Annotated in this window: 35 protein-coding genes, 1 pseudogene and 2 riboswitches; of the genes and pseudogenes, 13 read left to right on the top strand and 23 right to left on the bottom strand. The window is 30.7% G+C overall.

What is annotated here, in order from left to right:
* Window positions 1-146: 146 nt before the first annotated feature.
* Together ACTQYZ_RS01415 and ACTQYZ_RS01410 are read left to right on the top strand one after the other, a co-directional pair.
* The gene (locus ACTQYZ_RS01415; protein ID WP_441021080.1) at window positions 147-788 is read left to right on the top strand and encodes a GNAT family N-acetyltransferase; all 642 of its coding nucleotides are present in this window, start codon (window positions 147-149) and stop codon (window positions 786-788) included.
* A gap of 15 nt (window positions 789-803) precedes the next feature.
* Window positions 804-1,724 carry an AEC family transporter gene (locus ACTQYZ_RS01410; protein WP_441021082.1) on the top strand — a complete coding sequence of 307 codons (921 nt, stop codon included), beginning with the start codon at window positions 804-806 and terminating at the stop codon, window positions 1,722-1,724.
* A 25-nt stretch (window positions 1,725-1,749) separates the two neighbouring features.
* Here ACTQYZ_RS01410 and murC read toward each other — a convergent pair whose 3' ends face one another.
* Window positions 1,750-3,150, bottom strand: a complete 1,401-nt coding sequence (gene murC / locus ACTQYZ_RS01405) for a UDP-N-acetylmuramate--L-alanine ligase (RefSeq protein ID WP_138269244.1) — start codon at window positions 3,148-3,150, stop codon at window positions 1,750-1,752.
* Window positions 3,151-3,422: 272 nt separating this feature from the next.
* Between murC and spoVG the strand changes: the two genes are divergently transcribed.
* Window positions 3,423-3,701: a septation regulator SpoVG gene (spoVG, locus tag ACTQYZ_RS01400; protein ID WP_138269243.1), complete on the top strand. Its 279-nt coding sequence runs from the start codon at window positions 3,423-3,425 to the stop codon at window positions 3,699-3,701.
* Between the two features lie 109 nt (window positions 3,702-3,810).
* On the opposite strand, the gene ACTQYZ_RS01395 is transcribed toward spoVG, so the two are convergent.
* A complete protein-coding gene (locus ACTQYZ_RS01395; RefSeq protein WP_441021084.1) occupies window positions 3,811-4,377 on the bottom strand; it encodes an ECF transporter S component in 567 nt (188 codons plus the stop codon).
* Window positions 4,378-4,458: 81 nt separating this feature from the next.
* Window positions 4,459-4,571, bottom strand: a riboswitch (FMN riboswitch).
* Window positions 4,572-4,723: 152 nt separating this feature from the next.
* On the opposite strand from ACTQYZ_RS01395, the gene ACTQYZ_RS01390 reads away from it, so the two are divergent.
* Window positions 4,724-4,966, top strand: coding sequence for a helix-turn-helix domain-containing protein (locus tag ACTQYZ_RS01390; protein ID WP_441021086.1), 243 nt, complete (start codon window positions 4,724-4,726; stop codon window positions 4,964-4,966).
* A 79-nt stretch (window positions 4,967-5,045) separates the two neighbouring features.
* On the opposite strand, the gene deoC is transcribed toward ACTQYZ_RS01390, so the two are convergent.
* The gene (gene deoC / locus ACTQYZ_RS01385; protein WP_329382028.1) at window positions 5,046-5,717 is read right to left on the bottom strand and encodes a deoxyribose-phosphate aldolase; all 672 of its coding nucleotides are present in this window, start codon (window positions 5,715-5,717) and stop codon (window positions 5,046-5,048) included.
* 47 nt (window positions 5,718-5,764) lie between these two features.
* The gene (locus tag ACTQYZ_RS01380) at window positions 5,765-6,862 is read right to left on the bottom strand and encodes a galactitol-1-phosphate 5-dehydrogenase (protein WP_441021089.1); all 1,098 of its coding nucleotides are present in this window, start codon (window positions 6,860-6,862) and stop codon (window positions 5,765-5,767) included.
* 176 nt (window positions 6,863-7,038) lie between these two features.
* Here ACTQYZ_RS01380 and ACTQYZ_RS01375 point away from each other — a divergent pair, with 176 nt between their 5' ends.
* Complete coding sequence (locus ACTQYZ_RS01375) at window positions 7,039-7,971, top strand: sugar-binding transcriptional regulator (RefSeq protein ID WP_441021091.1); 933 nt, start codon at window positions 7,039-7,041, stop codon at window positions 7,969-7,971.
* Window positions 7,972-7,979: 8 nt separating this feature from the next.
* Here ACTQYZ_RS01375 and ACTQYZ_RS01370 read toward each other — a convergent pair whose 3' ends face one another.
* Both ACTQYZ_RS01370 and ACTQYZ_RS01365 read right to left on the bottom strand, forming a co-directional pair.
* The gene (locus tag ACTQYZ_RS01370; protein WP_441415873.1) at window positions 7,980-8,765 is read right to left on the bottom strand and encodes a MerR family transcriptional regulator; all 786 of its coding nucleotides are present in this window, start codon (window positions 8,763-8,765) and stop codon (window positions 7,980-7,982) included.
* A gap of 100 nt (window positions 8,766-8,865) precedes the next feature.
* A complete protein-coding gene (locus ACTQYZ_RS01365; protein ID WP_441415872.1) occupies window positions 8,866-8,991 on the bottom strand; it encodes a hypothetical protein in 126 nt (41 codons plus the stop codon).
* Here ACTQYZ_RS01365 and ACTQYZ_RS01360 point away from each other — a divergent pair.
* Both ACTQYZ_RS01360 and ACTQYZ_RS01355 read left to right on the top strand, forming a co-directional pair.
* Window positions 8,942-9,315: pseudogene (locus ACTQYZ_RS01360) on the top strand (MATE family efflux transporter); the annotation flags it as partial. The gene ACTQYZ_RS01365 and the pseudogene ACTQYZ_RS01360 overlap by 50 nt on opposite strands.
* Window positions 9,316-9,387: 72 nt before the next feature.
* Entirely contained in the window at window positions 9,388-10,161 is a 774-nt protein-coding gene (locus tag ACTQYZ_RS01355) for an MATE family efflux transporter (RefSeq protein ID WP_441416022.1), read from the top strand.
* A 26-nt stretch (window positions 10,162-10,187) separates the two neighbouring features.
* On the opposite strand, the gene ACTQYZ_RS01350 is transcribed toward ACTQYZ_RS01355, so the two are convergent.
* The 3 genes from ACTQYZ_RS01350 to ACTQYZ_RS01340 all read right to left on the bottom strand — a co-directional run bounded on the left by ACTQYZ_RS01350 (window position 10,188) and on the right by ACTQYZ_RS01340 (window position 12,763).
* The gene (locus ACTQYZ_RS01350) at window positions 10,188-10,634 is read right to left on the bottom strand and encodes a threonine/serine exporter family protein (RefSeq protein ID WP_329382046.1); all 447 of its coding nucleotides are present in this window, start codon (window positions 10,632-10,634) and stop codon (window positions 10,188-10,190) included.
* 1 nt (window position 10,635) lies between these two features.
* Window positions 10,636-11,388 (bottom strand): threonine/serine ThrE exporter family protein, encoded by a 753-nt coding sequence (locus tag ACTQYZ_RS01345; protein WP_441415871.1) that lies wholly within the window; start codon window positions 11,386-11,388, stop codon window positions 10,636-10,638.
* Between the two features lie 190 nt (window positions 11,389-11,578).
* Window positions 11,579-12,763, bottom strand: a complete 1,185-nt coding sequence (locus ACTQYZ_RS01340; protein ID WP_441415870.1) for a cation:proton antiporter — start codon at window positions 12,761-12,763, stop codon at window positions 11,579-11,581.
* A gap of 62 nt (window positions 12,764-12,825) precedes the next feature.
* Window positions 12,826-12,900: riboswitch (Fluoride riboswitch) on the bottom strand.
* 168 nt (window positions 12,901-13,068) lie between these two features.
* On the opposite strand from ACTQYZ_RS01340, the gene ACTQYZ_RS01335 reads away from it, so the two are divergent.
* A complete protein-coding gene (locus ACTQYZ_RS01335; RefSeq protein WP_441021103.1) occupies window positions 13,069-13,236 on the top strand; it encodes a hypothetical protein in 168 nt (55 codons plus the stop codon).
* Window positions 13,237-13,643: 407 nt separating this feature from the next.
* A complete protein-coding gene (locus tag ACTQYZ_RS01330) occupies window positions 13,644-15,113 on the top strand; it encodes an FAD-dependent oxidoreductase (RefSeq protein ID WP_441021105.1) in 1,470 nt (489 codons plus the stop codon).
* A 5-nt stretch (window positions 15,114-15,118) separates the two neighbouring features.
* Here ACTQYZ_RS01330 and ACTQYZ_RS01325 read toward each other — a convergent pair whose 3' ends face one another.
* The 5 genes from ACTQYZ_RS01325 to ACTQYZ_RS01305 form a co-directional block, all read right to left on the bottom strand.
* Window positions 15,119-15,676 (bottom strand): DNA-3-methyladenine glycosylase I, encoded by a 558-nt coding sequence (locus ACTQYZ_RS01325; protein ID WP_441021107.1) that lies wholly within the window; start codon window positions 15,674-15,676, stop codon window positions 15,119-15,121.
* Between the two features lie 2 nt (window positions 15,677-15,678).
* The gene (locus tag ACTQYZ_RS01320) at window positions 15,679-16,101 is read right to left on the bottom strand and encodes a DUF362 domain-containing protein (RefSeq protein ID WP_441021109.1); all 423 of its coding nucleotides are present in this window, start codon (window positions 16,099-16,101) and stop codon (window positions 15,679-15,681) included.
* A 312-nt stretch (window positions 16,102-16,413) separates the two neighbouring features.
* The gene (locus tag ACTQYZ_RS01315; protein ID WP_441415869.1) at window positions 16,414-16,788 is read right to left on the bottom strand and encodes a tyrosine-type recombinase/integrase; all 375 of its coding nucleotides are present in this window, start codon (window positions 16,786-16,788) and stop codon (window positions 16,414-16,416) included.
* A gap of 43 nt (window positions 16,789-16,831) precedes the next feature.
* Window positions 16,832-17,620 (bottom strand): tyrosine-type recombinase/integrase, encoded by a 789-nt coding sequence (locus ACTQYZ_RS01310; RefSeq protein ID WP_441415868.1) that lies wholly within the window; start codon window positions 17,618-17,620, stop codon window positions 16,832-16,834.
* Window positions 17,621-17,799: 179 nt separating this feature from the next.
* Window positions 17,800-18,495 (bottom strand): helix-turn-helix domain-containing protein, encoded by a 696-nt coding sequence (locus tag ACTQYZ_RS01305; protein WP_441415867.1) that lies wholly within the window; start codon window positions 18,493-18,495, stop codon window positions 17,800-17,802.
* Between the two features lie 171 nt (window positions 18,496-18,666).
* Here ACTQYZ_RS01305 and ACTQYZ_RS01300 point away from each other — a divergent pair, with 171 nt between their 5' ends.
* The 4 genes from ACTQYZ_RS01300 to ACTQYZ_RS01285 all read left to right on the top strand — a co-directional run bounded on the left by ACTQYZ_RS01300 (window position 18,667) and on the right by ACTQYZ_RS01285 (window position 20,564).
* On the top strand, window positions 18,667-18,870 hold the full coding sequence (locus ACTQYZ_RS01300; RefSeq protein WP_441415866.1) for a helix-turn-helix domain-containing protein: 204 nt from the start codon (window positions 18,667-18,669) through the stop codon (window positions 18,868-18,870).
* Between the two features lie 258 nt (window positions 18,871-19,128).
* Window positions 19,129-19,926 carry a MobA/MobL family protein gene (locus tag ACTQYZ_RS01295; RefSeq protein ID WP_441415865.1) on the top strand — a complete coding sequence of 266 codons (798 nt, stop codon included), beginning with the start codon at window positions 19,129-19,131 and terminating at the stop codon, window positions 19,924-19,926.
* Window positions 19,869-20,228, top strand: a complete 360-nt coding sequence (locus ACTQYZ_RS01290) for a hypothetical protein (RefSeq protein WP_441415864.1) — start codon at window positions 19,869-19,871, stop codon at window positions 20,226-20,228. Before ACTQYZ_RS01295 ends, ACTQYZ_RS01290 begins: the two co-directional genes overlap by 58 nt.
* Before the next feature lie 9 nt (window positions 20,229-20,237).
* Window positions 20,238-20,564, top strand: a complete 327-nt coding sequence (locus ACTQYZ_RS01285; RefSeq protein WP_441021122.1) for a hypothetical protein — start codon at window positions 20,238-20,240, stop codon at window positions 20,562-20,564.
* 68 nt (window positions 20,565-20,632) lie between these two features.
* Here the strand turns inward: ACTQYZ_RS01285 and ACTQYZ_RS01280 are convergent, their stop codons facing one another.
* The 9 genes from ACTQYZ_RS01280 to ACTQYZ_RS01240 form a co-directional block, all read right to left on the bottom strand.
* A complete protein-coding gene (locus ACTQYZ_RS01280; protein ID WP_441415863.1) occupies window positions 20,633-21,529 on the bottom strand; it encodes an ABC transporter permease in 897 nt (298 codons plus the stop codon).
* The gene (locus ACTQYZ_RS01275) at window positions 21,526-22,440 is read right to left on the bottom strand and encodes an ABC transporter ATP-binding protein (protein WP_441415862.1); all 915 of its coding nucleotides are present in this window, start codon (window positions 22,438-22,440) and stop codon (window positions 21,526-21,528) included. The genes ACTQYZ_RS01280 and ACTQYZ_RS01275 overlap by 4 nt, the downstream gene beginning before the upstream one ends.
* A gap of 237 nt (window positions 22,441-22,677) precedes the next feature.
* Window positions 22,678-23,058 carry a TnpV protein gene (locus ACTQYZ_RS01270; RefSeq protein WP_441415861.1) on the bottom strand — a complete coding sequence of 127 codons (381 nt, stop codon included), beginning with the start codon at window positions 23,056-23,058 and terminating at the stop codon, window positions 22,678-22,680.
* Between the two features lie 254 nt (window positions 23,059-23,312).
* On the bottom strand, window positions 23,313-23,471 hold the full coding sequence (locus ACTQYZ_RS01265; protein ID WP_441021129.1) for a hypothetical protein: 159 nt from the start codon (window positions 23,469-23,471) through the stop codon (window positions 23,313-23,315).
* 11 nt (window positions 23,472-23,482) lie between these two features.
* Window positions 23,483-23,782 carry an ArsR/SmtB family transcription factor gene (locus ACTQYZ_RS01260; RefSeq protein ID WP_441416021.1) on the bottom strand — a complete coding sequence of 100 codons (300 nt, stop codon included), beginning with the start codon at window positions 23,780-23,782 and terminating at the stop codon, window positions 23,483-23,485.
* 125 nt (window positions 23,783-23,907) lie between these two features.
* Complete coding sequence (locus ACTQYZ_RS01255; RefSeq protein ID WP_441021131.1) at window positions 23,908-24,456, bottom strand: ferredoxin domain-containing protein; 549 nt, start codon at window positions 24,454-24,456, stop codon at window positions 23,908-23,910.
* A 25-nt stretch (window positions 24,457-24,481) separates the two neighbouring features.
* Entirely contained in the window at window positions 24,482-24,892 is a 411-nt protein-coding gene (locus ACTQYZ_RS01250; protein ID WP_441021133.1) for a MarR family winged helix-turn-helix transcriptional regulator, read from the bottom strand.
* A gap of 230 nt (window positions 24,893-25,122) precedes the next feature.
* On the bottom strand, window positions 25,123-25,671 hold the full coding sequence (locus ACTQYZ_RS01245) for a hypothetical protein (RefSeq protein ID WP_441415860.1): 549 nt from the start codon (window positions 25,669-25,671) through the stop codon (window positions 25,123-25,125).
* A 39-nt stretch (window positions 25,672-25,710) separates the two neighbouring features.
* On the bottom strand, window positions 25,711-26,130 hold the full coding sequence (locus ACTQYZ_RS01240; protein WP_441415859.1) for a hypothetical protein: 420 nt from the start codon (window positions 26,128-26,130) through the stop codon (window positions 25,711-25,713).
* Window positions 26,131-26,536 lie beyond the last annotated feature (406 nt).

Here is a 26,536-nt window from a genome sequence, read left to right as displayed (position 1 = left end):
GTTAAATTTATAAAAATAAAGGTGGTGTCTTTTTGTTACTGGTAATGTAATATATTTGTATATTTAATAAAGATAACTTTGTTATCTTTATTTTAGTGTCCTTTATTAGTATCAATTTTTAAATTAAATATAAAAGGAGAACAAATATGAATAAAGATTATATTATTAGAAAAGAAACCAAAGAAGATTATAAAAATACTGAATTTTTAACAAGGGAAGCATTTTTTAATGTTTATATAAAAGGATGTGCAGAACATTATGTATTACATAAACTTCATAAAAACGATGATTATATTAAAGATCTTTCTTTTGTAGTGCAAAAAGATGAACAATTAATAGGGCATATAGGATATTCAAACGCTAAATTAATAAAAGAAAACAAATATAAAGATGTACTTACTTTTGGTCCTGTTAGCATAATACCTGAATATAAACACAAAGGAATAGGCAGTGATTTAATAAATTATTCAATAAAAAAAGCAAAAGAAATGGGATATAAAGCAATTATAATATATGGAAATCCTCTTTTATACCATAGGTTCGGTTTTACACTTGCTTTAAAATTTGATATAAAAACCGAAGATGGTAAAAACGCCGTTCCTCTTTTGGCTTTAGAACTTGAAAAAGATTATCTTAGTGATGTAAAAGATTTTAGGTTTGTTGAAAGTGAAGATTTTAATATAAACGAAAATAACTTTATAGAATTTGAAAAAAATTTCCCTTACAAAGAGAAAAAAGAAACTTATTCTCAAAAAGAATTTGAAATATTAAGCAGTTTAATGTGGTAAAAAGAAAGGAGCATAATGGATTTAAGCAATATAATAACACAAATGATTGTTTTGTTTTTGGTAATGACTTTAGGATATATCTTAGAAAAAATAGGGTATATGGATAAACATGTATCAAGTAAGTTAAATATACTGATTTTAAACGTAACAACCCCATGTTTGATTCTATCATCCGTAACAACTGGCGAAATATCATATAATAAAAGCACTGTTTTTCTTATTTTACTTATTGCTTTTTTAATGTATTTAATACTTCCTTTTATAGCAATATTATTAAATAAAATATTAAAAATAGAAAAAGAAAATTTTGGACTTTATATGTTTATGACAATATTTTCTAATATTGGCTTTATGGGATATCCTGTAACAAAAACAATATTCGGAGAAAGTGCCGTATTTCTATGCAGCCTTTTTAATATGGTATTCGGCATATTTGTTTACAGCCTCGGAATTTATCTATTTAATATGGATAGTAAAGAAAAAACAAAATTTGATTTCAAAAAAGTCATAAACCCGGGAATGATATCAAGCGTTCTTGCAATAATTATTTTTATATTTTCTATAAACATTCCCTCTTTCTTAAGCTCAACTTTTGAAATGGTAGGAAGTATAACAAGTCCTCTTGCAATGATTTTAATAGGCTGTTCATTAGCAAGAATTCCTATAAAAGAAATATTTAACGAATATAAATTATATCCTTATACAATAATAAAACAAATATTAATTCCATTAGCTTCAATGTTTATTTTAAAACATGTTATTACAAATCCATTAATTTTAGGACTTACCATAATAGTAATGGCAATGCCTGTTGGAAACATAACCGTAATGTTTGCAGGGAAATATGAAGGAAACTCTGCTCTTGCATCAAAAGGAGTATTTATAACAACTATATGCTCCTTTATTACAATTCCGATTCTTTGCTATATATTATAAAAGACCGGGAAATCTCGGTCTTTTTTTATTCATATATTTCTTTTAATTTATCAACTATATCGTAAGCAACTTGATTTATTGATTGGCTTCCGGCAACAAGAACAAAATCCCCCGGCTTAGCATTTTCTACAATATAATCTCTTATATCTGAAAATTCACTTATTACCCTTGAAGGTATGCCGTATTTTTCAACTACTTTTTCGGCTATATCTTCAGAATATATATTCCATTCGTTATCTTCTCTGTCTGAGTAAATATCGTTTAATATAAGCTCGTCTGCACCTTTCATTGCATCTACAAACTCATCAAATAAAAGGAATGTTCTTGAATAAGTATGAGGTTGGAATATTACGAATAATTTTTTATGTTCATAATTTTTACAAGCATCAATAGTAACTTTAAGTTCTGTTGGATGATGAGCATAATCTTCTATTACAGTAATATTGTTTACAACTCCTCTTTTTTCAAATCTTCTTTTTGCACCCATGAATTCTTTAAAACTGTCATTTACAATTTTTTTGTCAATCATAAAGAAATCTGAAACTGCAACAACGCTTAAAGCATTAAGTACGTTGTGTTCTCCCGGTATATTAAGTTCAAAGTGATAATAAAATTCACCGTTTTTATATACATCAAATCTTGGTTTTCCAAGCTCGTTATATGTTATATTTTTAGCAACAAAGTCATTATTTTCTGAAAGACCAACTTTAACTATTTTACATTCAAGTCCGTCTAAAATATCAAGAACGTTTTTATCATCTCCGTTTACAACAAGTAAACCGTCTTTTGGAGTAATTTTTGCAAATTTTTTAAATGATTCTTTTATTTGTTCTATACCACCTGTAAAGTAATCAAGATGATCTCTTTCAATATTTTGTATTGTTCCTACAAAATGTCTTGAATGAAGGAAACTGTCTACGAATTCACATGCTTCTATTACAAAATAGTCGCTGTCCCCAACTCTTGAGTTTCCGTTTATTTTTCTTAAAGTTCCTCCTATTGAAATTGAAGGATCAAGATTTGCATTTAAAAATACCAAAGACATAAGGGAAGATGTTGTTGTTTTTCCATGAGTTCCGCTTACAGCTACGGTTTTTTTATAATATTTACTTATAAGTCCAAGGAAAATTGAACGTTCTATTTCAAGAATACCTTTATTTTTTCCCTCAACTCTTTCAGGATTATTTTCTCTGATTGCAGCAGAATAAACTATTAAATCTATATCGTCGGTTATATTTTCTTTATTATGTCCTATAATAACTTTAATTCCATTCTTTTCTAATTTTTCGGTATAAACACAAGGTCTCATATCTGAACCCAAAACTTCTTTACCGTTTATTTTTGACATTAAAGCAAGACCAGACATACTGGTTCCGCCTATTCCAATAAAATATATCTTTTTTATATTTTCTAAATCTATATTCATTTTTTCACCGCCGTATTGTTTTTATATAAACTTTAACACTTATTTATTTCATTATATGCTTATTATATACTTAATATATTTTACTATCTTTCAATGATTTTTACAATATTTATTTATATTATAATTATATTAAAAAAATCGGCAAATATTTAAAGTAAAAACATCATGTTGAAAAATTATGAAATCCTTTATTTATAGGTATGTAATCGTTATTGCAATTCTTAAATTTATAATGTATAATATATTTAACAGAATAAAGGGAGGAAAGACAAATGCAAATCACAGACATTAGGGTAAGAAAGACATATGACGAAGGAAAGATGAAAGCGATCGTATCTGTTACTTTTGATGATCAATTCGTAATTCATGACATCAAAATAATTGAAGGAGACAATGGGGTATTTATTGCTATGCCTAGTAGAAAAATGCCTAATGGTGAATTCAAAGATATTGCACATCCGATAAACCTTGAAACAAGAGTGGAAATGCAAAACAAAGTTTTGGAAGCTTATGAGGATAAACTAAAAGAGCTGGCCGAAGAAGCAGAATAATTATTAAGAACGAATGCCCCTGTTAAGGGGTTTTTTTATATAAAAAAATTAAAGCCTCTCGTTTTGAGAGGCTAAATGGATTCATTAAGTAAAGATTTTATTATTATTTCTATTTTGTTGTATTTACTCTTGCACTATCATGTCTTGTCTTTATAAAGTTACTGATAGGTTTATATACAATAAAAGTTATTATGCAGTTAATACCGGCTTTTAAAATATTAAAAGGTATTACTGCAACAGGAAGTGATGCTTTTACAGCTTCTAATGGCATACCGTAAAAATTAGTTGTAATTACCAAGTTTGCCGGAATCATAACAAGAACCATTGCTATAGCTCCAAGAACAAGCCCTAATACAGCACCTTTTCTTGTTTTGTTTTTGCTGTATACAAATCCTGCAACTCCTACAAGTGCGCTACTTGAGATTATGTGCATCAAAGCACCTACCCAGCCGTTCATAGCACTTACGGTTAGTGCTTGTATACAGCTTGAAATTATAACGGATATTATTCCTGTTACAGGTCCGAACATTAAACCTATAATAAGAAGTGGAACATCCATTGGTTCATATTCAAGCCATGCAGCCGATGGCATAATTGGGAATCGTACAATAAGCATTAATACGATTGACAATGCAATAAGCATTGAAACTGTTACAAGTCTTCTAGTGTCTTTCATTTTTTTTATACCTCCTTAAAATTTAAGGTATACATAAAAAATAGTAATCACCCTTCAGGAAATTACTAAAAAAAATACTTTATGTATCCTCTCTCATCCGGACTTTACCGTCGGTAAAGGAATTTCACCTTTTCAGCTTTCGCTCGCAGACTATAACTGCCGGTAGGGAATTTCACCCAACCCTGAAGATTGTTCACCTTATATTATAATATTTTTTTAAAAAAGTCAACATTAAGTCGCCATAGGTTACTTTTTAAATAAAAAAAAATAATGTAAAATATAAAAAAAGAAATTTAATTTTGACTAAATTTAATTTATGTAATATTAATAAACGGAGGTGAATAAAATGCAACTTAGGGAAGCTATAAACAAAAAAATAATGATGCTATGTGAAGAAAGCGGATATTCCATAAATTCACTTGCAAACATGGCAGGTATTCCTCCTACTACTCTTTACAGTATGTTTGATGGAAAATGTAAAAACCCGGGAATAAAAACAATTAAAATTTTATGTGATTTTTTTGAAATAAACATAAGGGATTTCTTTAATGATGAATTATTTAATGATATAGACAAAGGTTTTGAATAATCATTTATATTTTAATTATCAAAAAAAAAGAAGAGAATATATTCTCTTCTTTTTTATGTATTAAGAAAAATGTAAGTTACTATTTGCTTGCTGCGTCAATTTCATCAAACATAGCTTGTGTTCTTGAAATACCAAGTCTTGAACAACCAGCTTTTAAGAATGCTTCAGCATCAGCAACTGTTGAAATACCGCCGGCAGCTTTAATTTGAACTCTTGTTGTATCGATATTTGCTTTCATGATTGCGATATCTTCAAGTGTAGCACCACCTGATGAGAAACCTGTAGATGTTTTAACAAATCCAGCACCAGCATCAGAACAAATTCTTGAAGCTTTTGCGATTTCATCTTTTGTTAATAAGCAGTTTTCTAAGATAACTTTGATATTAGCAGGAGAAGCATTTACTACTGCATGAACATCGTTAAATACTGTATCATAATCACCTGATTTTAAAGCTGAAACGTTAAGTACGATATCAACTTCTGTTGCACCCATGTTGTATACTCTTTGAGTATCAGCAACTTTTGATTCTGTAAGTTCTGCACCATTTGGGAAACCAACACATGCACATACTGCTGTTTCAGAACCTTTTAGAATATCATAAGCCATTTTTACTCTTGATGGAGTAACACATACAGTTCTACATTTCCATTCTTTTGCGAATTGGATTCCTTTTCTTACTTCATCATAAGTTAATTGTGGTTTTAATAAAGAGTGGTCATTTACTCTTGCTAATTCGTATTTTGTTAACATATTAATTTTCTCCTTAAATTTTATTTATATTTTATTTTAATTAAAAACTATTTTCCAGGTTCGTAACCATCTTGTGTAATTACGATTTTATTAAAGAATTCTTTTCTTTCAATTAAGGCAAAAGCGTCTTTTACATCATCAACTTTAAATCTGTGAGAAATAATTGATGTTAAGTCAAGTAAACCTTTCTTAGCAGCATCTATTGTTGCACAGAATTCTTCATATTCAGGTGTAAAGTTATAGCACCAAGAACCTTTTATTGTAAGTTCTTTTCTTAAAATACATTTATCATAAGATTTATCAAGAACATTTACATCTCCATGTGGAGTACCTATACATGTAAATGTACCGTGTTTCTTTAAGCATTGTAATGCTTGGTTAAATGTTATTGGAGAACCTGCTGCTTCTATACATACTTCAGGACCATCTTCACCAGTATATTCTTTAATTTTTGCAACAACTTCTTCATTTGTCATATTTAATGAGTTAATTGTATAAGTAGCGCCTACTTTCTTGATTAAGTCAAGTTTTTCATCTTTAATATCAACTGCGATTACCATTCTTGCTCCGCAGATGTTTGCCCATTGAACCATATAGTATCCAACAGGACCTGTACCAAATACTACAACTGCATCGTTAACTTTGATACCAGCTCTTAAAGCACCGTGTAGTGAAATAACAGCAGGGTCGATTTGACAAATCATATCCCAGCTAAAATCATCAGGACATACATAACATTGTGTAGCTTTTACTGCAACGTATTGACCAAATCCTCCGTCGCTTCTTGAACCTGTGTAGCCATATGTATCACATAAATTTATATTACCATTTAAGCAATCTTTACATTTTCCGCATCCTGTCATAGGGTTTACGTCAACTCTTTGACCTACTTTTAATTCTTCTCTTAAGTCAAGGTCTTTTACACCTTTACCGATTTCAACTATTTCACCACCGAATTCATGACCTAGAGTTGTAGGGAAGTGATATGTACCTGTTGAGAAAACTCTACCTAAGTCAGAACCGCATATACCTGCACAATATACTCTTACAAGTACTTCGTCATCTTTAATTTGTGGAATATCCACTTCGTCACATCTTATGTCGTTGATAGCATGAAGTCTGCCAGCTTTCATTTTGCCTTGCATTTTTTTTCCTCCTAAGAAACTTAAAAATATTTATATTTTATTGACATCATTTAATTGATATGTTAATATTTATTTGTTCATATGAACAGTTTAAATGCTCATATGTTCAATTTCAACCGTATTATATAATAAAAGATTTTATATGTCAACCACTTTTATAATTTTAGGAGAAAAAAATGTTAGATAATAATACCCTTTCAAAAATAGCAAAAATGTACTATCTTGACGGCATGACCCAAAAGCAAATAGGGGACAGCATGGGTATTTCAAGAATAGGAATATCAAGAGCACTTAAAAGATGTATAGATGAAGGAATAGTTGAAATAAAAATAAAAGAGTTTACTCCTTTAAACGATTTGGAGGAAGCATTAAAAAATAAATATCCTAATGTAGACTTTAAAGTTGTTCCATATTTTAAAGACAGTAAAAAATTAACTCGTTCTCTTGCAGACGGTGCCGGTGAAGAATTAAAAGATATGGTAAAAAAATATAATAATATAGGTATAGGCTGGGGAAACACTTTAAGTCATATTAATATTGAAAGTGACATAAAATACCCTGAAAAAACTTTTGTTTCTCTTCTTGGAGGATACGGAAATGTATCAATAGACCGTCATTCAAATCAAATTACCGCAAAAATAGGTGAAGTATTCGGCAGTAAAGCAATGGTGCTTCTTGCGCCTTCCATAGTAGACAATAAAAAATTTAAAGAAATAATAATAAATGAAGGTTCAATAAAAGAAGTATTCGATATGTATAAAAAATTAGACTGCGTTATTACATCTCTTGGTAATCCTGCAGATGACAATGCAACAATACATAAATCAGGATACTTTAAAGATGAAGATTTAAAAGAATTAAAACAAAGAGATATATGCTGCGATATTGTTTCTTCAATATTCCTAGATAGACACGGTAACGAAGGAGCTTTAGATATACTTGACAGAATTATAGGAATAAGCAGTGACGTTTATAAAAAAGCACCTTACAAAGTAGCTGTTGCAGGTGGAGAAAGCAAAATGTTCGCAATTTATCTTGCAGTTAAAAGCGGATATGTTAATAAATTAATAACAGATGAAAATACGGCAAACTATCTTCTAAATAAATAAAAAAGAGATTAATTAATCTCTTTTTTTATTTCAATATAAGTTTTATAAAAATCATATATTTTATTTTCTTCCCTTGCAGAAGTTAAAAATCTGCTTATAATATACCCTGTTTCGTATTTTTTCTGTACTTTTGATAAAAGACTATTAAGGTTATTTGGATAATCTTTTACTACTTCTTCTTTCATCAAACAAACGGCATATTTATCGTTATTTTTCTGCCATATAATATCATTATTATTTTTCGGCTTTATTACGGTTATTCCCCTTTGTTCTTTATCAGTAGCATTTGAATGTTGAACTCTGGAATATAAATATGGATTTTTTATATACATTTTTATTTTTTCTTTTTGTGTAAGTTCAAAGGATACAATACACTCAGTATCTATATCAGCAATTATATAATCCTTATCCTTAAGTTCATTTATTATATTTAAAGCTTTTTGATGTTGTTTTAATCTTTGTATTTGTCTATTAATTAATGCTTTTTGACTTTCAAGTTCTTTTAAATGTTCACTACAAAAAAACTCTTGTTCTATAATATTTTTATTTTTTAAATTTAAAATATCTTTTAAAGGAATTCCCAAATTTTTATAAAAAACAATATCGGATATTTTCATTAAGTCAGGAAGGGAATATTCCCTGTAATTATTATCTTCTTTTCTTGGAGACAATAACCCCTTCTTTTCCCAAAATCTAAGTGTTGAAGTTGGAATATTAAAAAATTTAGATATATCTCCTATTGAAAAAACATCTTTAATTTTTATTCTCCTAAAAGTTTTAATATATTTTATCATAAAAACCATTGACCTTAAACTATGTTTAAACTTTATAATTTACTTCGAGGTGAAAAAATGAAAAATATTTTAATGTTTAAGGATGAAAAAATATAAATTTCTATAAGGTTTTAAAATTTATAATACCAACATATCTTACTGCTTTATTTACTACTTTATATACAATAGTAGATGGTATATACGTTTCACAATATGTAGGAACAAATGCACTTGCTGCAATAAACATAGTATATCCAATAGTTAATTTATTAACCGGAATTGCAATGATGTTTGCAGTAGGAGGAAGTTCTCTTTCTTCTATATATCTTGGAAAAAATGATAAAACAAAAGCAAATCAAATGTTTCAATTTTTATTGTTTCAAGCTTAATAATAGGAATTATTATTTCCTGGGTAATACTTCTTTATTTATCGGATATATTAGTTTTTCTCGGTGCAACAAGTATAACGTTAGATTACTGTGAAATATATATAAAAATTTGGTTGTTTGGAACAATAGCCATTATGCTTAAAGAAATTTTTGTTTATTTTATAAGAATTAACGGAAACCCAAAAATAAGTTTTATAGTTTCGGCATCGGGAGGTATTTTAAATATTATTCTCGATTATATATTTGTAGGTAAAATGTCACTTGGAATTTTTGGGGCAGGAATAGCAACAATACTTGGACTTATCCTTTCAATGATTTTGGGAATAATTTATTTTATAAAATATAGTAATAATATAAAATTTAAAATAGAAAAAATAAAATTAAACTTTCTATCTCCTTGCATTATAAATGGTTCTTCTGAATTTATAAATCAGCTTGCAATAGCAATTACAACTGTTGTTTTTAATAAAACAGCTCTTACATATGCGGGAGATGACGGTGTTGCTGCTGTTTCTATAATAATGTACGTACAATTTATTTTCCTTGGTATTTATACCGGATATTCAATGGGTATATCTCCGCTTCTTGGTTATAACTATGGAAATAAAAATAAAGACGTACTTATTAAACTGGGAAAATATTCATATAGATTTTTTAGCATTATACCAAGTGTTTTATATATAATATCTTTTATATTTGCTCCTTTGGCAGTATCATTTTTTGCAACAAAAGGAACAAATGTATACAACTTAGGTGTAATGGGAATGAGAATATATTCCATAGGATACTTTTTCTCGGGACTTAGTATTTTTACGGCAGTAAGATTTACTTCCTATGCAAAAGGTCAATACTCAGCGGTTATAACATTTCTTAGATCCTTTATACTTTTAATACTGTTTTTAAAAATTTTTCCTTTATTCTTTGATTTAAACGGAATGTGGATGGCTGTTCCTTTTGCTGAAATAACAACTTTTATTATAACGTTGTTTTTAATATTTAAAACTAAAAAAATACCAAGACAAAAATAAAAAAATCATGCATAAGCATGATTTTTTTATTTTAATTTATATCGTTGAAATTTTGTAAATATCTGCATTATTGACGTAATAATGATTATTCCAAAAGATATAGCCGCAGCTTCTTTCATTACAAGAGAAAAATAATATATAAATTTATCCATATTGCCCGTTACCAGATTATACATTGTATAGTATAAATCTCCTCCGGGAATTAAAGGTATCAGTATTGGAACCAAAAGAACAATAACGGGAGTTTTTATTTTTCTTGCTAAAATTTCCGAAAATAAAGAGAGTATGGTTGTTGTTATAAAAAGAGTTGTAACTTTACTTCCGTTAAAACTAAAGAAAAACAAATAACAAATCCAGCCTATGGCAGAACCAATACCTATAATAGAAAGTTTATCTCTTTTTATATTAAATAAAATCGCAAAACCAAGAGAACCTATAACCGCCATAATTATCTGTATAATACCTTGTAACATTTTAACCTCCTATAGGAATTAATATAAAAGCAAAACCCATTGCAATAGCTATTGCCTTTAAAATTGATTCCAAAACTCCAAGAAGACCGGAAATAATATCCCCGTTTATCATATCTCTTAATGAAGATGTAAGAGTAAGTCCGGGAATAAGAAGCATAATATTTCCTATAATAATCTTGTCTATATTTTCACCTATACCTATACTGTTTAAAACAACAGCACAAAGAGCGGTTATTAGTGAAGAAAGAAGGCTGGTTACAAAATTGTTTATTTTTAATTTGTTTAATGAATTAACCGTAAAATACATTACTCCTCCAGTTATCATAGAAGCAATACTATCCATTAAACTGCCACCGAAAAATACTGAAAAAGCACCTGAGACAAAAACATAAGAAAGAAATATAAGTTTTTTATTGTATTTATTAGTATTCCTTATTTTATCTATTTCTTTTTTTAACTCATTCATGCTTAATGTTTTTACACATATGTCTCTGGATAGCTGGTTTACGTATTCAACTTGTTCGAGGTTTGTTTCATATTTTTTTATTCTTCTTGTTTGAGTAATTATATTACTATCTGAAAATTTAACAGTCAGAATAATAGTAGAAGTTATTGTAAAAACCTCTACTTTTTGTAATAAATAAGCTTTTCCTATTCTGTTTAAAGTATCTTCAACCCTGCTTACTTCAGCTCCAGAAGTAAGCAGTATCTCACCCAAATCCAACATATATGAAACAAGTTTTTCTTCTTGCATTTTAAATCCTTTCGATATTTATTGGGTTATTATATTATATTAATTTTTAATAAATTTTTGTATATATATTTAAAAAATTTACATATAAATTATTATAAATAAAAAAGAAGATATATAAATCTTCTTTTTATTTTTTATTAAATTTAATATAGAATTACAGTTTTTTTTTAATAATTATATAAAGCTATGATTATATAGTTTCTTTATTCAATAATTTTTTATAAGAAAAATCAATTAAAAATGCACCTAAAGGAGCCGTTATTAAAATAGCAACAACTGCAACAGTTAAAACTATATTTCCACAAGATAATCCCATTGCTAAAGGAATACCGCCTATTGCAGCTTGGACTGTAGCTTTTGGAGAATATGCAATCATACAAAAAAGTCTTTCTTTCATTGTAAGTTTTGTTTTTAACAAACATAAAAATACTCCAAACATTCTAAATATAAGTACACCTAAAATTAAAATAACAGATAAAATTCCTGCCGATACGGCATATTTAATATCTACAGTTGCTCCAACTAAAACAAATAGTATAATTTCAGCAAAAACCCATAGTTTATTAAATTTTAAAGATAATCTGTTTGCAACAACCTCTCTTTTCTTTTGAAGAGCTATTCCTATTGACATAACTGCTATTAAAGAAGCAAAAGGAATTACTGAAGAAAAAGAATCTTCAAGTGTTACCAAAATAAAAGATATACATAAAATAATAATTACTTTTGAAGTATCTCTTATATGAACTTTTTCAAAGTATTTTGCAAGAATAATACCGATAAAAATACCTGCAATAATACCAGTAATTATAGAAATAGGAATATTAACAAAACTTGATACTGAGATACTGTTTCCTTGTGCAAGTCCTGTAAAAGCCGTAAACATAACTATTACAAAAACATCATCTACTGAAGCACCTGCAAGAATTAATTGAGGAATACTGTTTTTTACTCCATATCCTTCATCTATAAGTTTTATCATTTTAGGAACAATAACGGCAGGTGACACAGCCCCTACAACAGCACCCATAATAGCAGCATCTAATATAGAAATACCAAGTAATTTTGGTGCTAATATTACCATACCTAAAATTTCAAAACAAGCAGGAACAAAACACATTAAAACTGCAGGACGTCCGACTTTCTTTAAATCATTCAAATCAAGGGATAAACCGGCCCTTGTTAAAATAATTATAAGTGCAATTCTTCTTAAATCTGATGATATGGTTAAAATGGAATCGTCAATTAAATTTAACACATAAGGTCCTAAAATAATACCGGTTAAAATCATACCTGTAAGGCTTGGTAAGTGTATCTTTTTACATAACCACCCCATAAACATACCTATTAACAAAATCATCGCAACACTAAGCAGCATAATAAAATACCTCCAATTTATAATTTTAATCGGACACAAAAAAAGCTGATAATCCCTGTGTCCAAAACACAGAAGTCATCAGCTATAAAAGCGGTTTTAGTTTAATACTAAGGGAGAACTTCATTCCCTGTCGTTAGATAATATCATAAATAAATTAATATTGTCAATAAATTTTAAGTTCTTTATTATTTTACCTAAATATAAAATATACAAAATACTAAGCTAATATTTTTGAAATAATCATTAAAACCCATAAGTGTATAGGATAGACTAAATAAAATAGCCATTTAGCCATTTTCGAATTATTGCCTCTTTTACCGGAATATAAATATATAGGTAAAATAGTAAATAGCATTACCCATTCACTATCAAAACATAAAGTTGAAAATAATGATGTAGCGGTTGAGCCTGTAAAATACGATATTACAGATTTTAATAATAATAACAATGACCATAATATTATACCAATATAAGATATTTTTTATTTCCATATCCAAAATTAAAAATAAATAACAATGGTAAAAGATACATTGAACCTTCACAAAATGGCAGTGATAAAACACATAATATAACTATTAAAAAAATTAAAGAGTATTTTTTTATACCATTATTTGATTTAACTAATTGTAAAAGATTTAATATTAATAAATAAACAGATAATGTAAATTCATTACAATATAATTGTTTTTTTCATAAAATTCCCCTCTTTTTAAATTATAAAAAAATATTATTATAACAATATTTATCTATTCAATTAATAATTTATTAATAAAAATTAAAAATTTTTAAACTTTTAATTTTTCTAATTTTTTATTTTTCGACCTTATATATTTCCTATAATTGTCAATAATATATAAAAAATAGATTTAGAGGTATTATTATGAATTCATTATGGGAAAACACCGTTAACTTACCGATGTATGAAGAATTAAATAAAAACATAAATGTAGATGTTGCAATAATTGGGGGAGGAATATCGGGAATTCTTACTGCTTATAAGTTAAAAAAACAAGGAATAAAAGCAGTTATTTTTGAAAAAGACAGAATATGTCAAAAAACTACGGCTTATACAACGGGAAAAATTACTCTTGCACACTCACTTATATATGAAGAACTTATAAGTAATTTTGGTACTTATAAAGCAAGGGAGTATGCATATTTAAATAAAAAAGCAATAGAAGAATATGAGAATATAATAAAAGAAGAAAATATAGAATGCGATTTTGAAAAATGCAATGCTTATTTATATACAAAAGAAGATGAAAACAAATTAATAAAAGAATATAATGCTCTTTTAAAATGCGATATTGACTGCGAATATATAGAAGAAAGCTCTCTTCCTTTAAAATTCAAAGGAGCAATAAAATATAAAAATCAAGGAAAATTTAATCCCTTTAAATTTATAAAACACATATTAAAAGACCTTGCAATATACGAAAATACTTTTATAGAAGAGGTAAAAGCAAAAAGAAAAACTCTTATTACAGACAGAGGATATAAAATAAAAGCGGATAAAATAATATTTGCCTGCTCTTTTCCTTTCTTAAATGTTCCGGGATATTATTTTTTAAGAATGCATCAAGAACTTTCATACTTCTTAATTTTAAAAAATACAAAAAAATTAAAAGATATATATTTAAGTGTAGATGAAAAAGGATACTCTTTCAGAGGTTACGACGATATATTATTGTTTGGAGGAGAAAAACACAGAAGCGGGGAAAACAAAAAAGGAGAAAAATATCAAAATCTAAGAGAAGAAATAAAAAAACTATATCCGGGATTTGAAGAAATAGGGCATTATGCAAGTGAAGATTGCATGACAATTGACAAAGTACCTTATATAGGTTTATTTTCAAAAGCATTTAAAGATGTTTATGTAATTACCGGATTTAATAAATGGGGTATGACATCTTCAATGGTTGCTGCAAATATAATAAGTGATATGATACTTAAAGGATTTGATTATAAAGACAGTATATTTTCTCCCGAAAGATTTGATACAAAAGGAATAAAAAAATCAATACTTAAAGAAGGTCCTTATTCAATAAAAGGACTTTCAAAAGAAATTTTAAATATTCCAGATACTACACTTAAGTCTCTTCCGTTAGGGCATGGAGGAATAGTAGAATATAAAGGAGAAAAAGTAGGAGTATATAAAGACGAAGAAGGAAACTGTTATATTGTTCCAAGCAAATGTCCTCATTTAAACTGCGAACTTTCGTGGAATCCTGATGAAAAAACATGGGACTGTCCATGTCACGGTTCAAGATTTGATTATATGGGAAATATTATTTATTCTCCAAGTATTTATGATTTAGAATGTATAGAAAAAAAGGTTAAGAAAGAATAACTTTCTTAACCTTTATATTTAAAACAATCTATTTCATGGTCATTTATTATTCCAATAGCTTGAAGATATGAATATATAATAGTACTTCCGACATACTTCATTCCTCTTTTCTTTAAATCCATTGAAACTTTATCTGAAAGAGGACTTGTTGTATTAAAATTATCATCTTTATTTTTTATTATTTCTCCATTTGTAAAAGACCATATATAATTAGAAAAACTTCCGTATTCTTCCTGTATTTTTACAAATATTGTTGCATTTGATATTGATGATTTTATTTTGTTTTTATTTCTTATTATATCTTTATTTTCTAAAAGTTCATTTATTTTATCTTCATCATAATTTATAACTTTATTATAATCAAAATTATCATATGCTTTTTTGAATGCTTCTCTTTTTTTAAGTATTGTTATCCATGAAAGACCGGCTTGAAAAGACTCTAAAATAAGCATTTCAAAAAGTTTTCTATCATCATAAACAGGAACACCCCATTCATTATCATGATAAGCTATATAAATTTCGCTTTTTAAATCTACCCACTTACATCTTTTTTTATTATCCATTATTATATGAAAAGTTCGTTTTCCTTTCTGCCTTCACATGCTTTTTTTAGTTTTTTTCTTGCAGCCATTAACATAACTTTATTTAAACTTCTTGCATTATAGTCGCATACTTTTATACATCTCATACAAGAAATACATTTATCTTTATCTGTTTTATCAGGTTCATTAAAATCAATTGCACCAACAGAACACTCAGCTGCACATTTACCGCATTTTATACAGTTCTTATCTGCTTTTGGAACCATTGAAATAGCACCATATTTTTTATAAGGGGTATTACCAGGTACTTCAATTTCTTCAAAATTGTTACTTTCAATTTTTTCTTTTATTTTTATAGCATAATCTTTTATTTTATTTATATCATTTTCATCAGGTCTGCCTTTTGCAAATTCATTCATAATAGAATGTTCACAAACTACCCCCATTGCAGCAACAACCCTAAACCCATTATTATTTAAAATATCCTTAAGCTCTATTAAGGTATCTTCATAAGCTCTGTTACCATAAGTTACAATTATTACACAAGGAGTATTATTTGCCTTTAATTTACTTATTCTCTCACTTGCAGTTGAAGGAACTCTTCCTCCAAAAGATGGAACTCCAACTACACAAATTTCATTTTATCTATTCAATCCTCTATAAACCCTGTATTTTCAAGGCATATCGCCTATTAAATGTTCAAACCTTATGTATTTTCCCTTGTTTTTGCCCTTATGAGCCGAAACAAGGAAAATTTTTTATTCTCCGCCGATTACCTTATCCAGCAGTCTTGCGGAAGTACGCTTCGCTTCCCTTGTAGCGTGAGCGTAAATGTTCATTGTGGTACTGACATCAGCGTGTCCGAGAAGTTCCTGCACATCTTTCGGGGCAGCTCCATTTGAAAGCAGATTGCTTGTATAGGTGTGTCTGAACATATGGAAGTGGAAATCCTCCAATCCCTCCACCTTTTTTCTCGCTGTCCTGCACATAATCCCCACCGTACTCGGTGCTTCAAATGCTCCGTCAGGTCTAAGGCAGACAAAGGATAGTTCCTTGTACCCTGCTGGGACTTCCTCCGACCTCGGCAGACTGTAAACCTCATAATAGGTGCGGTCTTTTTCTTTAACCTCCAAATAGTAATTAAGGCTATACAGTTCCCCGTATCGGAAACGGTTTTTATGCTGTTCTGCTTTCGCAGCTTTCAGGATTGCGGCAAGCGTATCGCAAAAGTCCACGGTACGGATTTTTTTTACGCTTTGTTGCCCCTATTTCTGTTCTGTGCCTTGCCCTGTTGTAACGCATACTGCGGCGTACTGTCAGGTATTGTTCCTCAAGGTTGATGTCCTGCCAAGTAAGACCACATACCTCTCCAATACGCAAGCCTGTATAATAGGCTATCTGTATAGGCAGAAGTGCAGGATTGTTTTTCTTTTTCAGAAAGTCCTCTAACCTCTGATACTGTTCGTAGCTGAGCGTTGGTGTGGAAGTTGTTTCTCCATCCTCGTCCGAGAACAGTTCGTATTCTTCTTTCTTTCCTCGCCATACCACATACTGCATCGGGTTAAAGGTTATCAGCCTTTTCGGGAATACTGCAAAACGGAACGCCCCTTGTAAAACAGCCGAAAACAATCGGAGATACCCTTTGCTGAGTGCCTTTGCGGTTGTGCCGTCAGGATTTGTACCTCCAAAGCTGAGAAAGTCTATATACGCCTGTAAATGGTCGGCGGTTACAGTTTTCAGCTTTCGGTTTCCTATCGGGTGCTGTTTGATACGGTTGACCGTTCCTTGATAAGACATTACCGTTCCATTGCTGAGATTGCCGGGTTTCAGTTCTTCCTCCACCCACAGATCGAGCAGCATACCAACCGTGATATTTTCAGACTTCGCAACGAATTTCTTTTCCTCATAGTCAGCGATTGCCTTTCTGAGCAGGGCTTCTGTTTCAGACTTGCTTTCTGTTCCCACAAACTCTTTTGTACTTTTCTGCCGCTTTCATCTTCGATGTAGAAGCGTGCGTACCACTTTTTACCTTTTTTTCTTACAGAACCTTTTGCCATAGATAAATTTCCCCTTCATATCCGTGGTAATCGGGACTGTGACATATGGTGTGCGTAAAGTAAAAATGTTACTTATGCCGATGAGTGTCAATCATCGTTTTCACTTGTCAAAGAGCCACGGAATTTTTCTTTTTCAGCAACCCTTTCTTCGGCTGCTGTCGCTATCCCGAACAGGTCGCCCATCTTTACAGCGGTGCGTTCCTCATCGTAGATATGTAAAATCCCATCTAAAAACTGTTTCATATCCTCGATAGGAATTTCCATTTCTTTACGGTAAACTCTCTCCATAATCGCCCCTGACTCAATCGCATAGCGGCGTAAGGACTGCTTTAAGCCCTCATCCTCCGCTACACGGTCAACCTCAGCCATAGCGTCTGCAAAGTGATAAGTCATAACCGTATAGAGGTCAATCATCTTTCCGAGGAATGTAGTAAGCAGTTGTTGGTGCGGTTCGCCCTTTACCACAGAAGAAACCGTATCAAGATATTTTTTGATATGTTCCTCCATATCCCTTGCACATAAAGTGCGGCTGTCATATTCCTTATCTTCGGAAAGTCCTGTCAGCCATTCGGGAGTGGTCAGGAGTGCTTCTGCCAGCCCGTTGATAATCATTGTGCGTTTCGGGTCTACTCCGTCCGCTTCATATCTCTGAATGGTGGATTTGTTTACCTCGATACGCTTACCAAGTTCTGGCATTGTTAAGTTTAATTCTGTTCGGCGTTCTTTAACTCGTTCACCGACCTGTTTTGCGGTGAATGTGATTTCTTTTTTCAAGGTTTTCACCTCCTATTGCTGATAGTATAGAATGGTAAAACCTACTTTGCAACCATAATTTTAATAAAACACAAAAATATTTCTTAATAAGTTGCAAAACAAGTTAACAATAGATAGCGAAATAAGTATAATAGCACACTCATAGTTGCAAAATGCGTATTTTGAAAGGAGGCTGATAAAATGAGCAACATCAAAATGGGTTTAACCATAGAAGAAGCAGCAGAATGTACGGGTATCGGAAGAAATACAATGCGTAAGTTGGTAGACTGGGGCAAGCTTTCCGTCCTTAAAGTCGGCAGAAAAGCGATTATCCGCAGGGATACTTTAGAGCGATTTATGAGCGTCAATCAGGGAAGAAACCTGCTCAATAAAAACGATATCTGAAAAGTAGAATAACCATTCTCTAAGCCCTCGGCGTTTGAGAGCGAAATACACCTCTCGCACAAATCTTCGATTTGTACTCTGGGTATTTCGCCCTTGCAGGGGGCTTGTGATAACGCTGATACTTTCGTTTTCAGCATTATCACAGAGAAAACCGCAGCAGCGTTTTTCTCCGCTGTCCGTCTGCTTACGCCGCCGAAACAGCGGCAACTGATTTATCGGTTGCAAAAAGAGTATGCCCGTCACGGGAGGAAGGAGTATATGGCAAGACACTCATTTATACAGATGTCGAAGCTGCCAAATGTCAAGGGAAGAATATCCTATATCACAAGCCACGCAAGGCAGGAAAATCTCTATGCCACCTACCGCACCGCCGACAATGAATTTTGGAAGAACCTTGCAAGGGAAAGCCAACAGGAATTTAAGCGAAGTGGCACAGAGGGCAAATGTATTGAAGCAAGGGAATTTATTATTGCCCTGCTCGAAATTTATACAAGATACAAGCCGCAGGAAGTGCTGGAGGACTTTACGGAGGAGTTCCACAAACGGTATGGTGTGGAGTGTGTGTCAGCCCTCCACCACAATAAACGCAAAACAAACTATCATATCCATCTTATCTTCAGCGAAAGAAAACTGCTCCCTGAGCCTGACATTAAGATAGCCACACGCAGTGTGTTCTATGATGAAACAGGCAAAAGGGTACGCGCCAAGAAAGAAATCACAGGGGAGAACGGGCAGATACGAAAAGGCTGCACCGTCATAAAAAAAGGCGAGATTTACGAAAGCCACCTCTTTACCGTGAAAGATGATAAATTCAAAAGCGAGCATTTTCTTCGGGAAGTGAAAGAGGTTTATACCGACCTTATCAATCGCCATATTGCTGATCCTGAACAGCAGTTAAAGGTATTTGATAAGAACAGCGTTTATCTTACCACCAAAAAAATCGGAAAGAACAATTCCAAAGCCGCAGAGATTGAAGCGGACAACACCGCAAGGCAGGAATGGAACAGGACAGCGGATATGGCGTTGTTATCGGTATTTCCGAAGCAAAGATTTTAGAAGTCAAGAAAACCGATATACACGAAAAAGCAAGTCAGTCTATCAAAAGCAAAGGCTGGCTGCCCAATCTGTTCCGTGGAATTGTGGAAAAGGCAAAAGACTTTCTGCAAAACCTTATCCGAGAAAAGGATATGCCGCCCAAGCCTACGCTTGATATTGATATCCATGAGTTCCGTCATATGCGAAATCTGATGATAAAAGTACAAGGCAAAGCGGTAAAAATTAAAAATTTGCAGGACAAAGTTCTGCCGCAGTTGAAACAGCAGCTTGCCGATACAAAGGGGATTTTCAAAGTCAAATAGCGAAAAGCGTTGGAAATAAAAATCAAAGAAACCGAAGCAGAGATTGCCGACAGGCTGGATAAAATCCCCGACACGCTCAAAGAGGACGGTTATCCCGATGTTCAGATATTTATACGTACTTTCCGAGAAATGGAAAGCGTTGTGGAACAGTACAACCGTGACCTTGCCGAGTGGGAACGCCAAGTCAGCAGGAAACCGACAGCCACCGCTAAAGAACAGCTTAGACCGCCCGAAAAGCAGAGCGTGCTAAAACATTTGCGTGAGATACAGGAACGCAACAAGCAGAACCCACCGCAAAGACAGCGTAAAAAATCCATTGACAGAGATAGCCGATAGGCATTGAAAAACCGCCGTTATGGTTTTACCCATAGCGGCGGATTACATAATCATTTGCAGCTACTAAATTAACAGTTATATTTTTTTGATTTGTTTAACAAAATATAAATTCCAATCAATACCAAAATAGTGATACCAAGTATCATATACATCGTTCCAATATTTACTTGACTTCCGAAAAAATAAAGATTGCAATCAAGGGAATCTTTTAGTTTTTCAATAACCTCTGTTGGAATACCTTGATTTTGCATTTCGGCAAGCGCCCCTTGCATTGTATGATTTCGGATAAGTGATGTACCATAAGTGCCTGGCAAAAATGAGATTATTTTTTGCAGCCCTTCTCCAAATGAAGAAATAGGCATATATGCACCACAAATGAAACCATATCCCGCACTGATGATTGTGCCTACCGCTGAAATTTGTCCTTGTGTTGATAAGAAAAAATTAATAATCGAAGATAATGCTGTTCCAAACAAAACAAGAAGTAAAATATCAAGAAACAAAAAGAATATATCTGCGAGTGACATATACCAACCGACAATAGCCACATAAGTAAGACAGATACCCGTTGCAGCAAAGCAAATAATAAGTGTTGAAAGCAAGGTTGCAACATAATAACTCAGCGAAAGTGTAGCTGACTTCACAGGAGATATTCTTAAATCTCTTATCGTACCATTTGCTTTATCTTGCACCATTAAAAAATTAGAACAAAAAGCAACCGTTACACACGAAACAGCAAGAATAGATGAGATAAGTTGACCGCCTACCAGTCCCTTTATTATACTTTCTGATAGTTTTAATGAATTAGGTAAATTAGATGTAAAACTATCCCGATACACATTCCCAAGAAAAGTTACATAGAGTACAAGCAATATAGCAGGCGTTATCAAAGAGGTAAAGAACATTCCCTTATCTTTGAAAAACAATTTGATATTTCTTTTGATAAGAATGAAAGCCATACTCATTTTTCAGCACCTCCCACTAATGTTTTTCCTGTAACAGCAAGAAAAACATCGTCCATTTTTCCTTTTGTTATTTCGTAATCATTAAACAACTGTGGATTACGAATAATCAATTCAGTTGCAGCCTTTGTATTCGGTACAGAAAGGCGATAACCGTTTCGGATTTGCTCATATTCCACATCAAGTGCCTTAATATCCTTTTCATCTACATCATAAATTGTGATGTAATCCCCAGTATAAATATTTTTTAATTCAAGCGGAGTACCCTCTGCGGATATTTTTCCATCATCAATGATTACAACATAATCAGCTTCCGCAGCTTCTTCCATATAGTGCGTAGTTAAAAATACAGTCATATTTTCATCTTTGCGAAAACTTGATATAACATTCCAAATAAGTCGGCGTGTCTGCGGATCAAGCCCTGTTGTCGGCTCATCAAGAATAAGAATTTTAGGCTTATGAAACAAAGCCCTTGCAATATCAATTCTTCGGCGTTGTCCTCCTGATAATTTACCAACGGTGCGTTTCAATAAATTTTCAAAATCTAATATTTTTGCCAGTTCCTCAAGTCGTTTCTTAAACTCCATTCCAGTAATGCCATATAAAGCGGCACGACTTTCCAAATTATCATAAACAGAAAGGGTAGAATCCAAGACAGATGATTGAAAAACTACGCCCAGTTCACGCTTAATATAGTCCATATCCTTATCTACATCGTGTTTATCAATAAAAACGCTTCCACTGTCTTTCGACAGTTGTCCGCACATAATATTGATTGTAGTTGATTTTCCTGCCCCATTGATACCAAGAAAGGCAAACAACTCTCCTTTTTTCACACGAAAACTCAAATTCTGAACAGCGTTTACACTTCCAAAACTTTTATTAAGATTATTGATTTGAATAATATTGCTCATTCAATTTCCTCCTGTATAATCGGTTTTAATCTCGCATAGAGAGCAATCAATATAATCTTTTCCTGTTCTAATCGAACTCCAAATTAGTAGATACAGTGCGATACCGTAAATTAAATTCATTATAGCATAATGAATTACCAAAGTCATTATGAAAGAGAACACATCGAATCATAATTGTGGCAGGCAAAGTTTTAATTTTTGACTGCCACAATTTTAATATTCTATATATTACATTTTTTACTTATAGATAATATCGGCATATACAATTTCTCGTGCTCTTGCCTGTATCTCATTCATTCGACCAACCCACAACATCGGGTTTTCTACTTTAAGTTGTTCGGTCATACCCTCCTTGTCAGCCATTTGCTCAACCAATCGAAACATCATTTCCGTTGCTTGTTCGTCAATGTCGGCAAAGTAATTATTCAATTTGCCGCTTGTGAGCAGCGAAATATAAACCGTCCGTTTATGTTCCTGTAAGTAGTGTTTGTGTCGCTGCCCCCACAAACTGATAGGTTTGTTTTCTTTTTCGGCTGGTAAAGTAAGGCAAGGAATATAATAATCCCCCTGCAACTCATACCATAAACCATTGCTTGCATCATAAATATACTTGTCCATTAAAAAATCCTCCGTTATAATATATTCGCACATATGTCACAGTTCTCCGATTGCCACACTCTGTTATATCTTGTTATCAGATTTTCTTGCCCTTGAATTTGCCCTTATGAGCAATCAGGAAAAGAGTAAACTTGTGTAAAATCATATAAAGAGATAAGGCGAACATATTGCGATAAATCCTTTATTTTCAAGGCTTTTGGAGGATTTTATTGATAACCTACGGAGAGCAATAATCACTCATAATTTTATGGTTTTCAAATTTCATTTTCATTAAATTCATACTTTGAATAATCTTCGTCTTTATTTGATAAATCTAAATTACAAGTATTATCACTTATTGTGTTTCCAACTGTTTCTACAACCTTTTTTGTAGAAAATGTAGGGCTGAAATATACATTGTTTACTTTTTTCATATTTATATCCTTTATTTTATATATTCTTCCAAATCTTTAAAAAATCTAATAAGAGTTTTTAAACTGCTGCTTTCTTTATTTATATAATAATAATTTTTTGTTCCTTCTTTTCTTATATCAACTACATTATTCTCTTTTAATACTTTTAAATGATGGGATATTGCAGTTCTTGAAGCTGAAACTTTATCAGATAATTCACCAATTCTAAAGCCTTTACCATCACAATTTATCATTATATAAACGATTATAGCCTGCCTTGTTTCATCTCCTAAAGCAGAAAGAACATTTTTATAATCCTTAAACTCCTTTATTACATTTTTTAATCATAAATAAACCTTCCACAAATATAATTATTATAATAAAATAAAAGATTTTTCATATCAATATTGGTTAAGTAAATCGAAACAATAAAAAAAGACAATATAAAATTGTCTTTTTATTTTTTCTTTACTCTATCAAAGTAAGGACTCTTACCGCTTATACTAATTGGAATACCTTGCCATAATATATCTTTTTCTTTTATAAAGTCCATTTCTTCAAATACTTTACCTATAGAAAACATTACTCTGCTGTCAACTCTGTTATCAGCTGCAACAGAAACTGCAGAACCAATCGCAATACCAAGGTCTATTGTATTAAATGCACATCTTCCTCCGTTTTTCTTGTTTTCTCCACAGTTTTTAAATCCACAGAAAGAACAATGAGGAAGTCCTTTGTAAGATTTTTTTACACCTATTAAAACAACGGCACCGGAAGCTCTTAAATTTTTAGCATCTCTTACATAATGTCCTTCAGTTTCACCAAATTCTCTAAGATAAACTTCATCCATTTTATCTGCAAGTTTAACTTTTTCACTGCCTGTCAAAACAAGGGTAATAATATCATCTACACCTTTTGTCTTTGGAGCCGTTCTTGCCGCAGCACACATTTTTGCCGCTGTTTCCATTAAAGCTTTTTCTTCCATTTGTCTTTCTTCGTAAAACATTTTTTTATCTCCTTTATATAAAAATTTATAAATTATCTATTATTTCAAAAATTTCAAGAGATTTATTATAATTATCCATTCCCAAAATTTTTTCAATATTATCTTGAGCTTCCTGCCATAAAGGTATGGCAATATCTAAAATTTCTTTTCCTTTTTTTGTAACTATAACTTGTTTATTTCTCTCATTCTCTTTTGAAATATCTTCTATTAACCCTTCTTTAAACAAAGTTTTTAAATTTCTTACAACAGTTGTTCTTTCAAGTCTTACCTTAGATGCTATATCACTTATTGAAGCAGGCTGTATTTTTAAAATATTTTTTATTAAAGAAAACTGATTTAAAGTAAGAGAGCTTTCCTTTAAATAATCATCATAATATTTTGTTATGTTTTTTGCAGCCCTTCTAAAATTAATACAATAACATCCTTTACTTTTCATAAAAATTTCCTTTCGTGTATATACACTATAACATAAAATATATATAAATTAAAGACTTTTTTTATTTTATTTAAATTTAATATATTAAAATAAGAATAAATATTTAATTATATTATTTTGAAAGAATAAAAGTAAATAAATAAAATTTTTTAAAATATAATATTCATATTAATATAATGTATTTAAGCATAAAAAAAGCTATACTTATATTAAATAAGTATAACTTTTTTTTAAGCTCTTTTTCTTTTTAAAATTACAGCAACTAAACTACAAATACTAACAATAATAAAACAAATCCAAAATCCAATATTATTATTATCACCTGTTCCAGGTGAGTTCAATTTATTATTTGTATTATTATTATCGTTACTTATTGTTCTCTTAAAACCACAAATATTACAATCTATATCAGAATCATTATCATATTCGTGTTTTCCATAACCATCTTTTTCACCATTTTCTGTAATAGGACAATTATCATTTGTACATTCATGCCAATGATAATTAGAATCACTTGTCCAAGCTGAATTCCAAGAATGTATATGTATTGGAGATACTTCATTACCATTAATAGGATTACCTTCAACTTCTCCATTATATGAAATTGTTCCATTATTAATAATACTACCACCATTTTTTAATGTATCTCTGACAATTAGTTCATTATTATTATTAATAGTACAAGAAGCATTACCACGAGAAACTAATTCAATATTTTTAAAATCAACAACACCTGTATCAGAAATATTAAAATCTGCACTATATGGACCAGATTCCATATATATGCTTTCAGCAATAAGTTTTCCGCCAATATCAGTTTAAGAGCGAATGGTTTGAGGAAGAGAATCCCACATCGTTAACTTAAGTTCACCTATATTTGAAGTTGAACCTTCCGGAATAGATAACATACTAGCAGATGGTGTAGTAACATAGCTATCACCTGTACAATTTATTTCAAGATCTTCAAAATATGTTGTTCCCTCAAGAACCATATGTAAGTTTCTTGTATATGCTGTTTGAATATTAACATCTTTAAATGTAATATTTAAATCTTCATAATCCAAAAAACCTTCTACATTAATTTTATTGAATGTACCATTTTTGATTACAAGATTACCTTTTAGAAAAATATCTAAATTGTTATCTATTAAAAAAGAATAACCATTTAAATCAAAAGTAATATTTTTACCATTTGGAACAGATAAAGAATACATTTGCATATCATTTTCTACATTCAATGTATCAAATAACTTAATATCAATTTTTGTAGCAGATGTATCAAAAATTACGTAATTCTCTTAAAAACTCATTAGTATCTGTATAATCTGTTGTAACACCATCTAAAGTAATAGATGCAACAGTAGAGTCTTGTGCTAATACCATAATCGGAAAGACACTGAATATTATAGTTATTATTAATAGTAAACTTAAAAGCTTTTTCCTCATAATTTCACCTTTCTTCTATATATTTAAATTTTTTATTTTTAATGAAAAAATATTTATTTAATACTTATATAAAAAACATATAAAATACTTAAAATTATTTTTTTATAAAATACCGAAATTTTATTATATATATGTAAATCTAAAAAATATAATAATATCTTATTTATTATATATATATTGATATTTAAAAAATCAAGA

Source organism: Anaerofustis sp. LCP19S3_F7 (assembly GCF_052119445.1).
GTDB classification, from domain to species: domain Bacteria; phylum Bacillota; class Clostridia; order Eubacteriales; family Anaerofustaceae; genus Anaerofustis; species Anaerofustis butyriciformans.
Note: the sequence above shows the minus strand (reverse complement) of the source record. Positions and strands in the feature narration are given on the sequence as shown.

Coding starts and splice junctions, on each gene's coding strand:
- ACTQYZ_RS01415 (WP_441021080.1), top strand. CDS start 147: ATGAATAAAGATTATATTATTAGAAAAGAAACCAAAGAAGATTATAAA.
- ACTQYZ_RS01410 (WP_441021082.1), top strand. CDS start 804: ATGGATTTAAGCAATATAATAACACAAATGATTGTTTTGTTTTTGGTA.
- murC (WP_138269244.1), bottom strand. CDS start 3,150: ATGAATATAGATTTAGAAAATATAAAAAAGATATATTTTATTGGAATA.
- spoVG (WP_138269243.1), top strand. CDS start 3,423: ATGCAAATCACAGACATTAGGGTAAGAAAGACATATGACGAAGGAAAG.
- ACTQYZ_RS01395 (WP_441021084.1), bottom strand. CDS start 4,377: ATGAAAGACACTAGAAGACTTGTAACAGTTTCAATGCTTATTGCATTG.
- ACTQYZ_RS01390 (WP_441021086.1), top strand. CDS start 4,724: ATGCAACTTAGGGAAGCTATAAACAAAAAAATAATGATGCTATGTGAA.
- deoC (WP_329382028.1), bottom strand. CDS start 5,717: ATGTTAACAAAATACGAATTAGCAAGAGTAAATGACCACTCTTTATTA.
- ACTQYZ_RS01380 (WP_441021089.1), bottom strand. CDS start 6,862: ATGCAAGGCAAAATGAAAGCTGGCAGACTTCATGCTATCAACGACATA.
- ACTQYZ_RS01375 (WP_441021091.1), top strand. CDS start 7,039: ATGTTAGATAATAATACCCTTTCAAAAATAGCAAAAATGTACTATCTT.
- ACTQYZ_RS01370 (WP_441415873.1), bottom strand. CDS start 8,765: ATGATAAAATATATTAAAACTTTTAGGAGAATAAAAATTAAAGATGTT.
- ACTQYZ_RS01365 (WP_441415872.1), bottom strand. CDS start 8,991: ATGTTTATTGCAGCAAGTGCATTTGTTCCTACATATTGTGAAACGTAT.
- ACTQYZ_RS01355 (WP_441416022.1), top strand. CDS start 9,388: ATGTCACTTGGAATTTTTGGGGCAGGAATAGCAACAATACTTGGACTT.
- ACTQYZ_RS01350 (WP_329382046.1), bottom strand. CDS start 10,634: ATGTTACAAGGTATTATACAGATAATTATGGCGGTTATAGGTTCTCTT.
- ACTQYZ_RS01345 (WP_441415871.1), bottom strand. CDS start 11,388: ATGCAAGAAGAAAAACTTGTTTCATATATGTTGGATTTGGGTGAGATA.
- ACTQYZ_RS01340 (WP_441415870.1), bottom strand. CDS start 12,763: ATGCTGCTTAGTGTTGCGATGATTTTGTTAATAGGTATGTTTATGGGG.
- ACTQYZ_RS01330 (WP_441021105.1), top strand. CDS start 13,644: ATGAATTCATTATGGGAAAACACCGTTAACTTACCGATGTATGAAGAA.
- ACTQYZ_RS01325 (WP_441021107.1), bottom strand. CDS start 15,676: ATGGATAATAAAAAAAGATGTAAGTGGGTAGATTTAAAAAGCGAAATT.
- ACTQYZ_RS01320 (WP_441021109.1), bottom strand. CDS start 16,101: ATGGGGGTAGTTTGTGAACATTCTATTATGAATGAATTTGCAAAAGGC.
- ACTQYZ_RS01300 (WP_441415866.1), top strand. CDS start 18,667: ATGAGCAACATCAAAATGGGTTTAACCATAGAAGAAGCAGCAGAATGT.
- ACTQYZ_RS01295 (WP_441415865.1), top strand. CDS start 19,129: ATGGCAAGACACTCATTTATACAGATGTCGAAGCTGCCAAATGTCAAG.
- ACTQYZ_RS01290 (WP_441415864.1), top strand. CDS start 19,869: ATGGAACAGGACAGCGGATATGGCGTTGTTATCGGTATTTCCGAAGCA.
- ACTQYZ_RS01280 (WP_441415863.1), bottom strand. CDS start 21,529: ATGAGTATGGCTTTCATTCTTATCAAAAGAAATATCAAATTGTTTTTC.
- ACTQYZ_RS01275 (WP_441415862.1), bottom strand. CDS start 22,440: ATGAGCAATATTATTCAAATCAATAATCTTAATAAAAGTTTTGGAAGT.
- ACTQYZ_RS01270 (WP_441415861.1), bottom strand. CDS start 23,058: ATGGACAAGTATATTTATGATGCAAGCAATGGTTTATGGTATGAGTTG.
- ACTQYZ_RS01265 (WP_441021129.1), bottom strand. CDS start 23,471: ATGAAAAAAGTAAACAATGTATATTTCAGCCCTACATTTTCTACAAAA.
- ACTQYZ_RS01255 (WP_441021131.1), bottom strand. CDS start 24,456: ATGTTTTACGAAGAAAGACAAATGGAAGAAAAAGCTTTAATGGAAACA.
- ACTQYZ_RS01250 (WP_441021133.1), bottom strand. CDS start 24,892: ATGAAAAGTAAAGGATGTTATTGTATTAATTTTAGAAGGGCTGCAAAA.
- ACTQYZ_RS01245 (WP_441415860.1), bottom strand. CDS start 25,671: ATGGAATCTGGTCCATATAGTGCAGATTTTAATATTTCTGATACAGGT.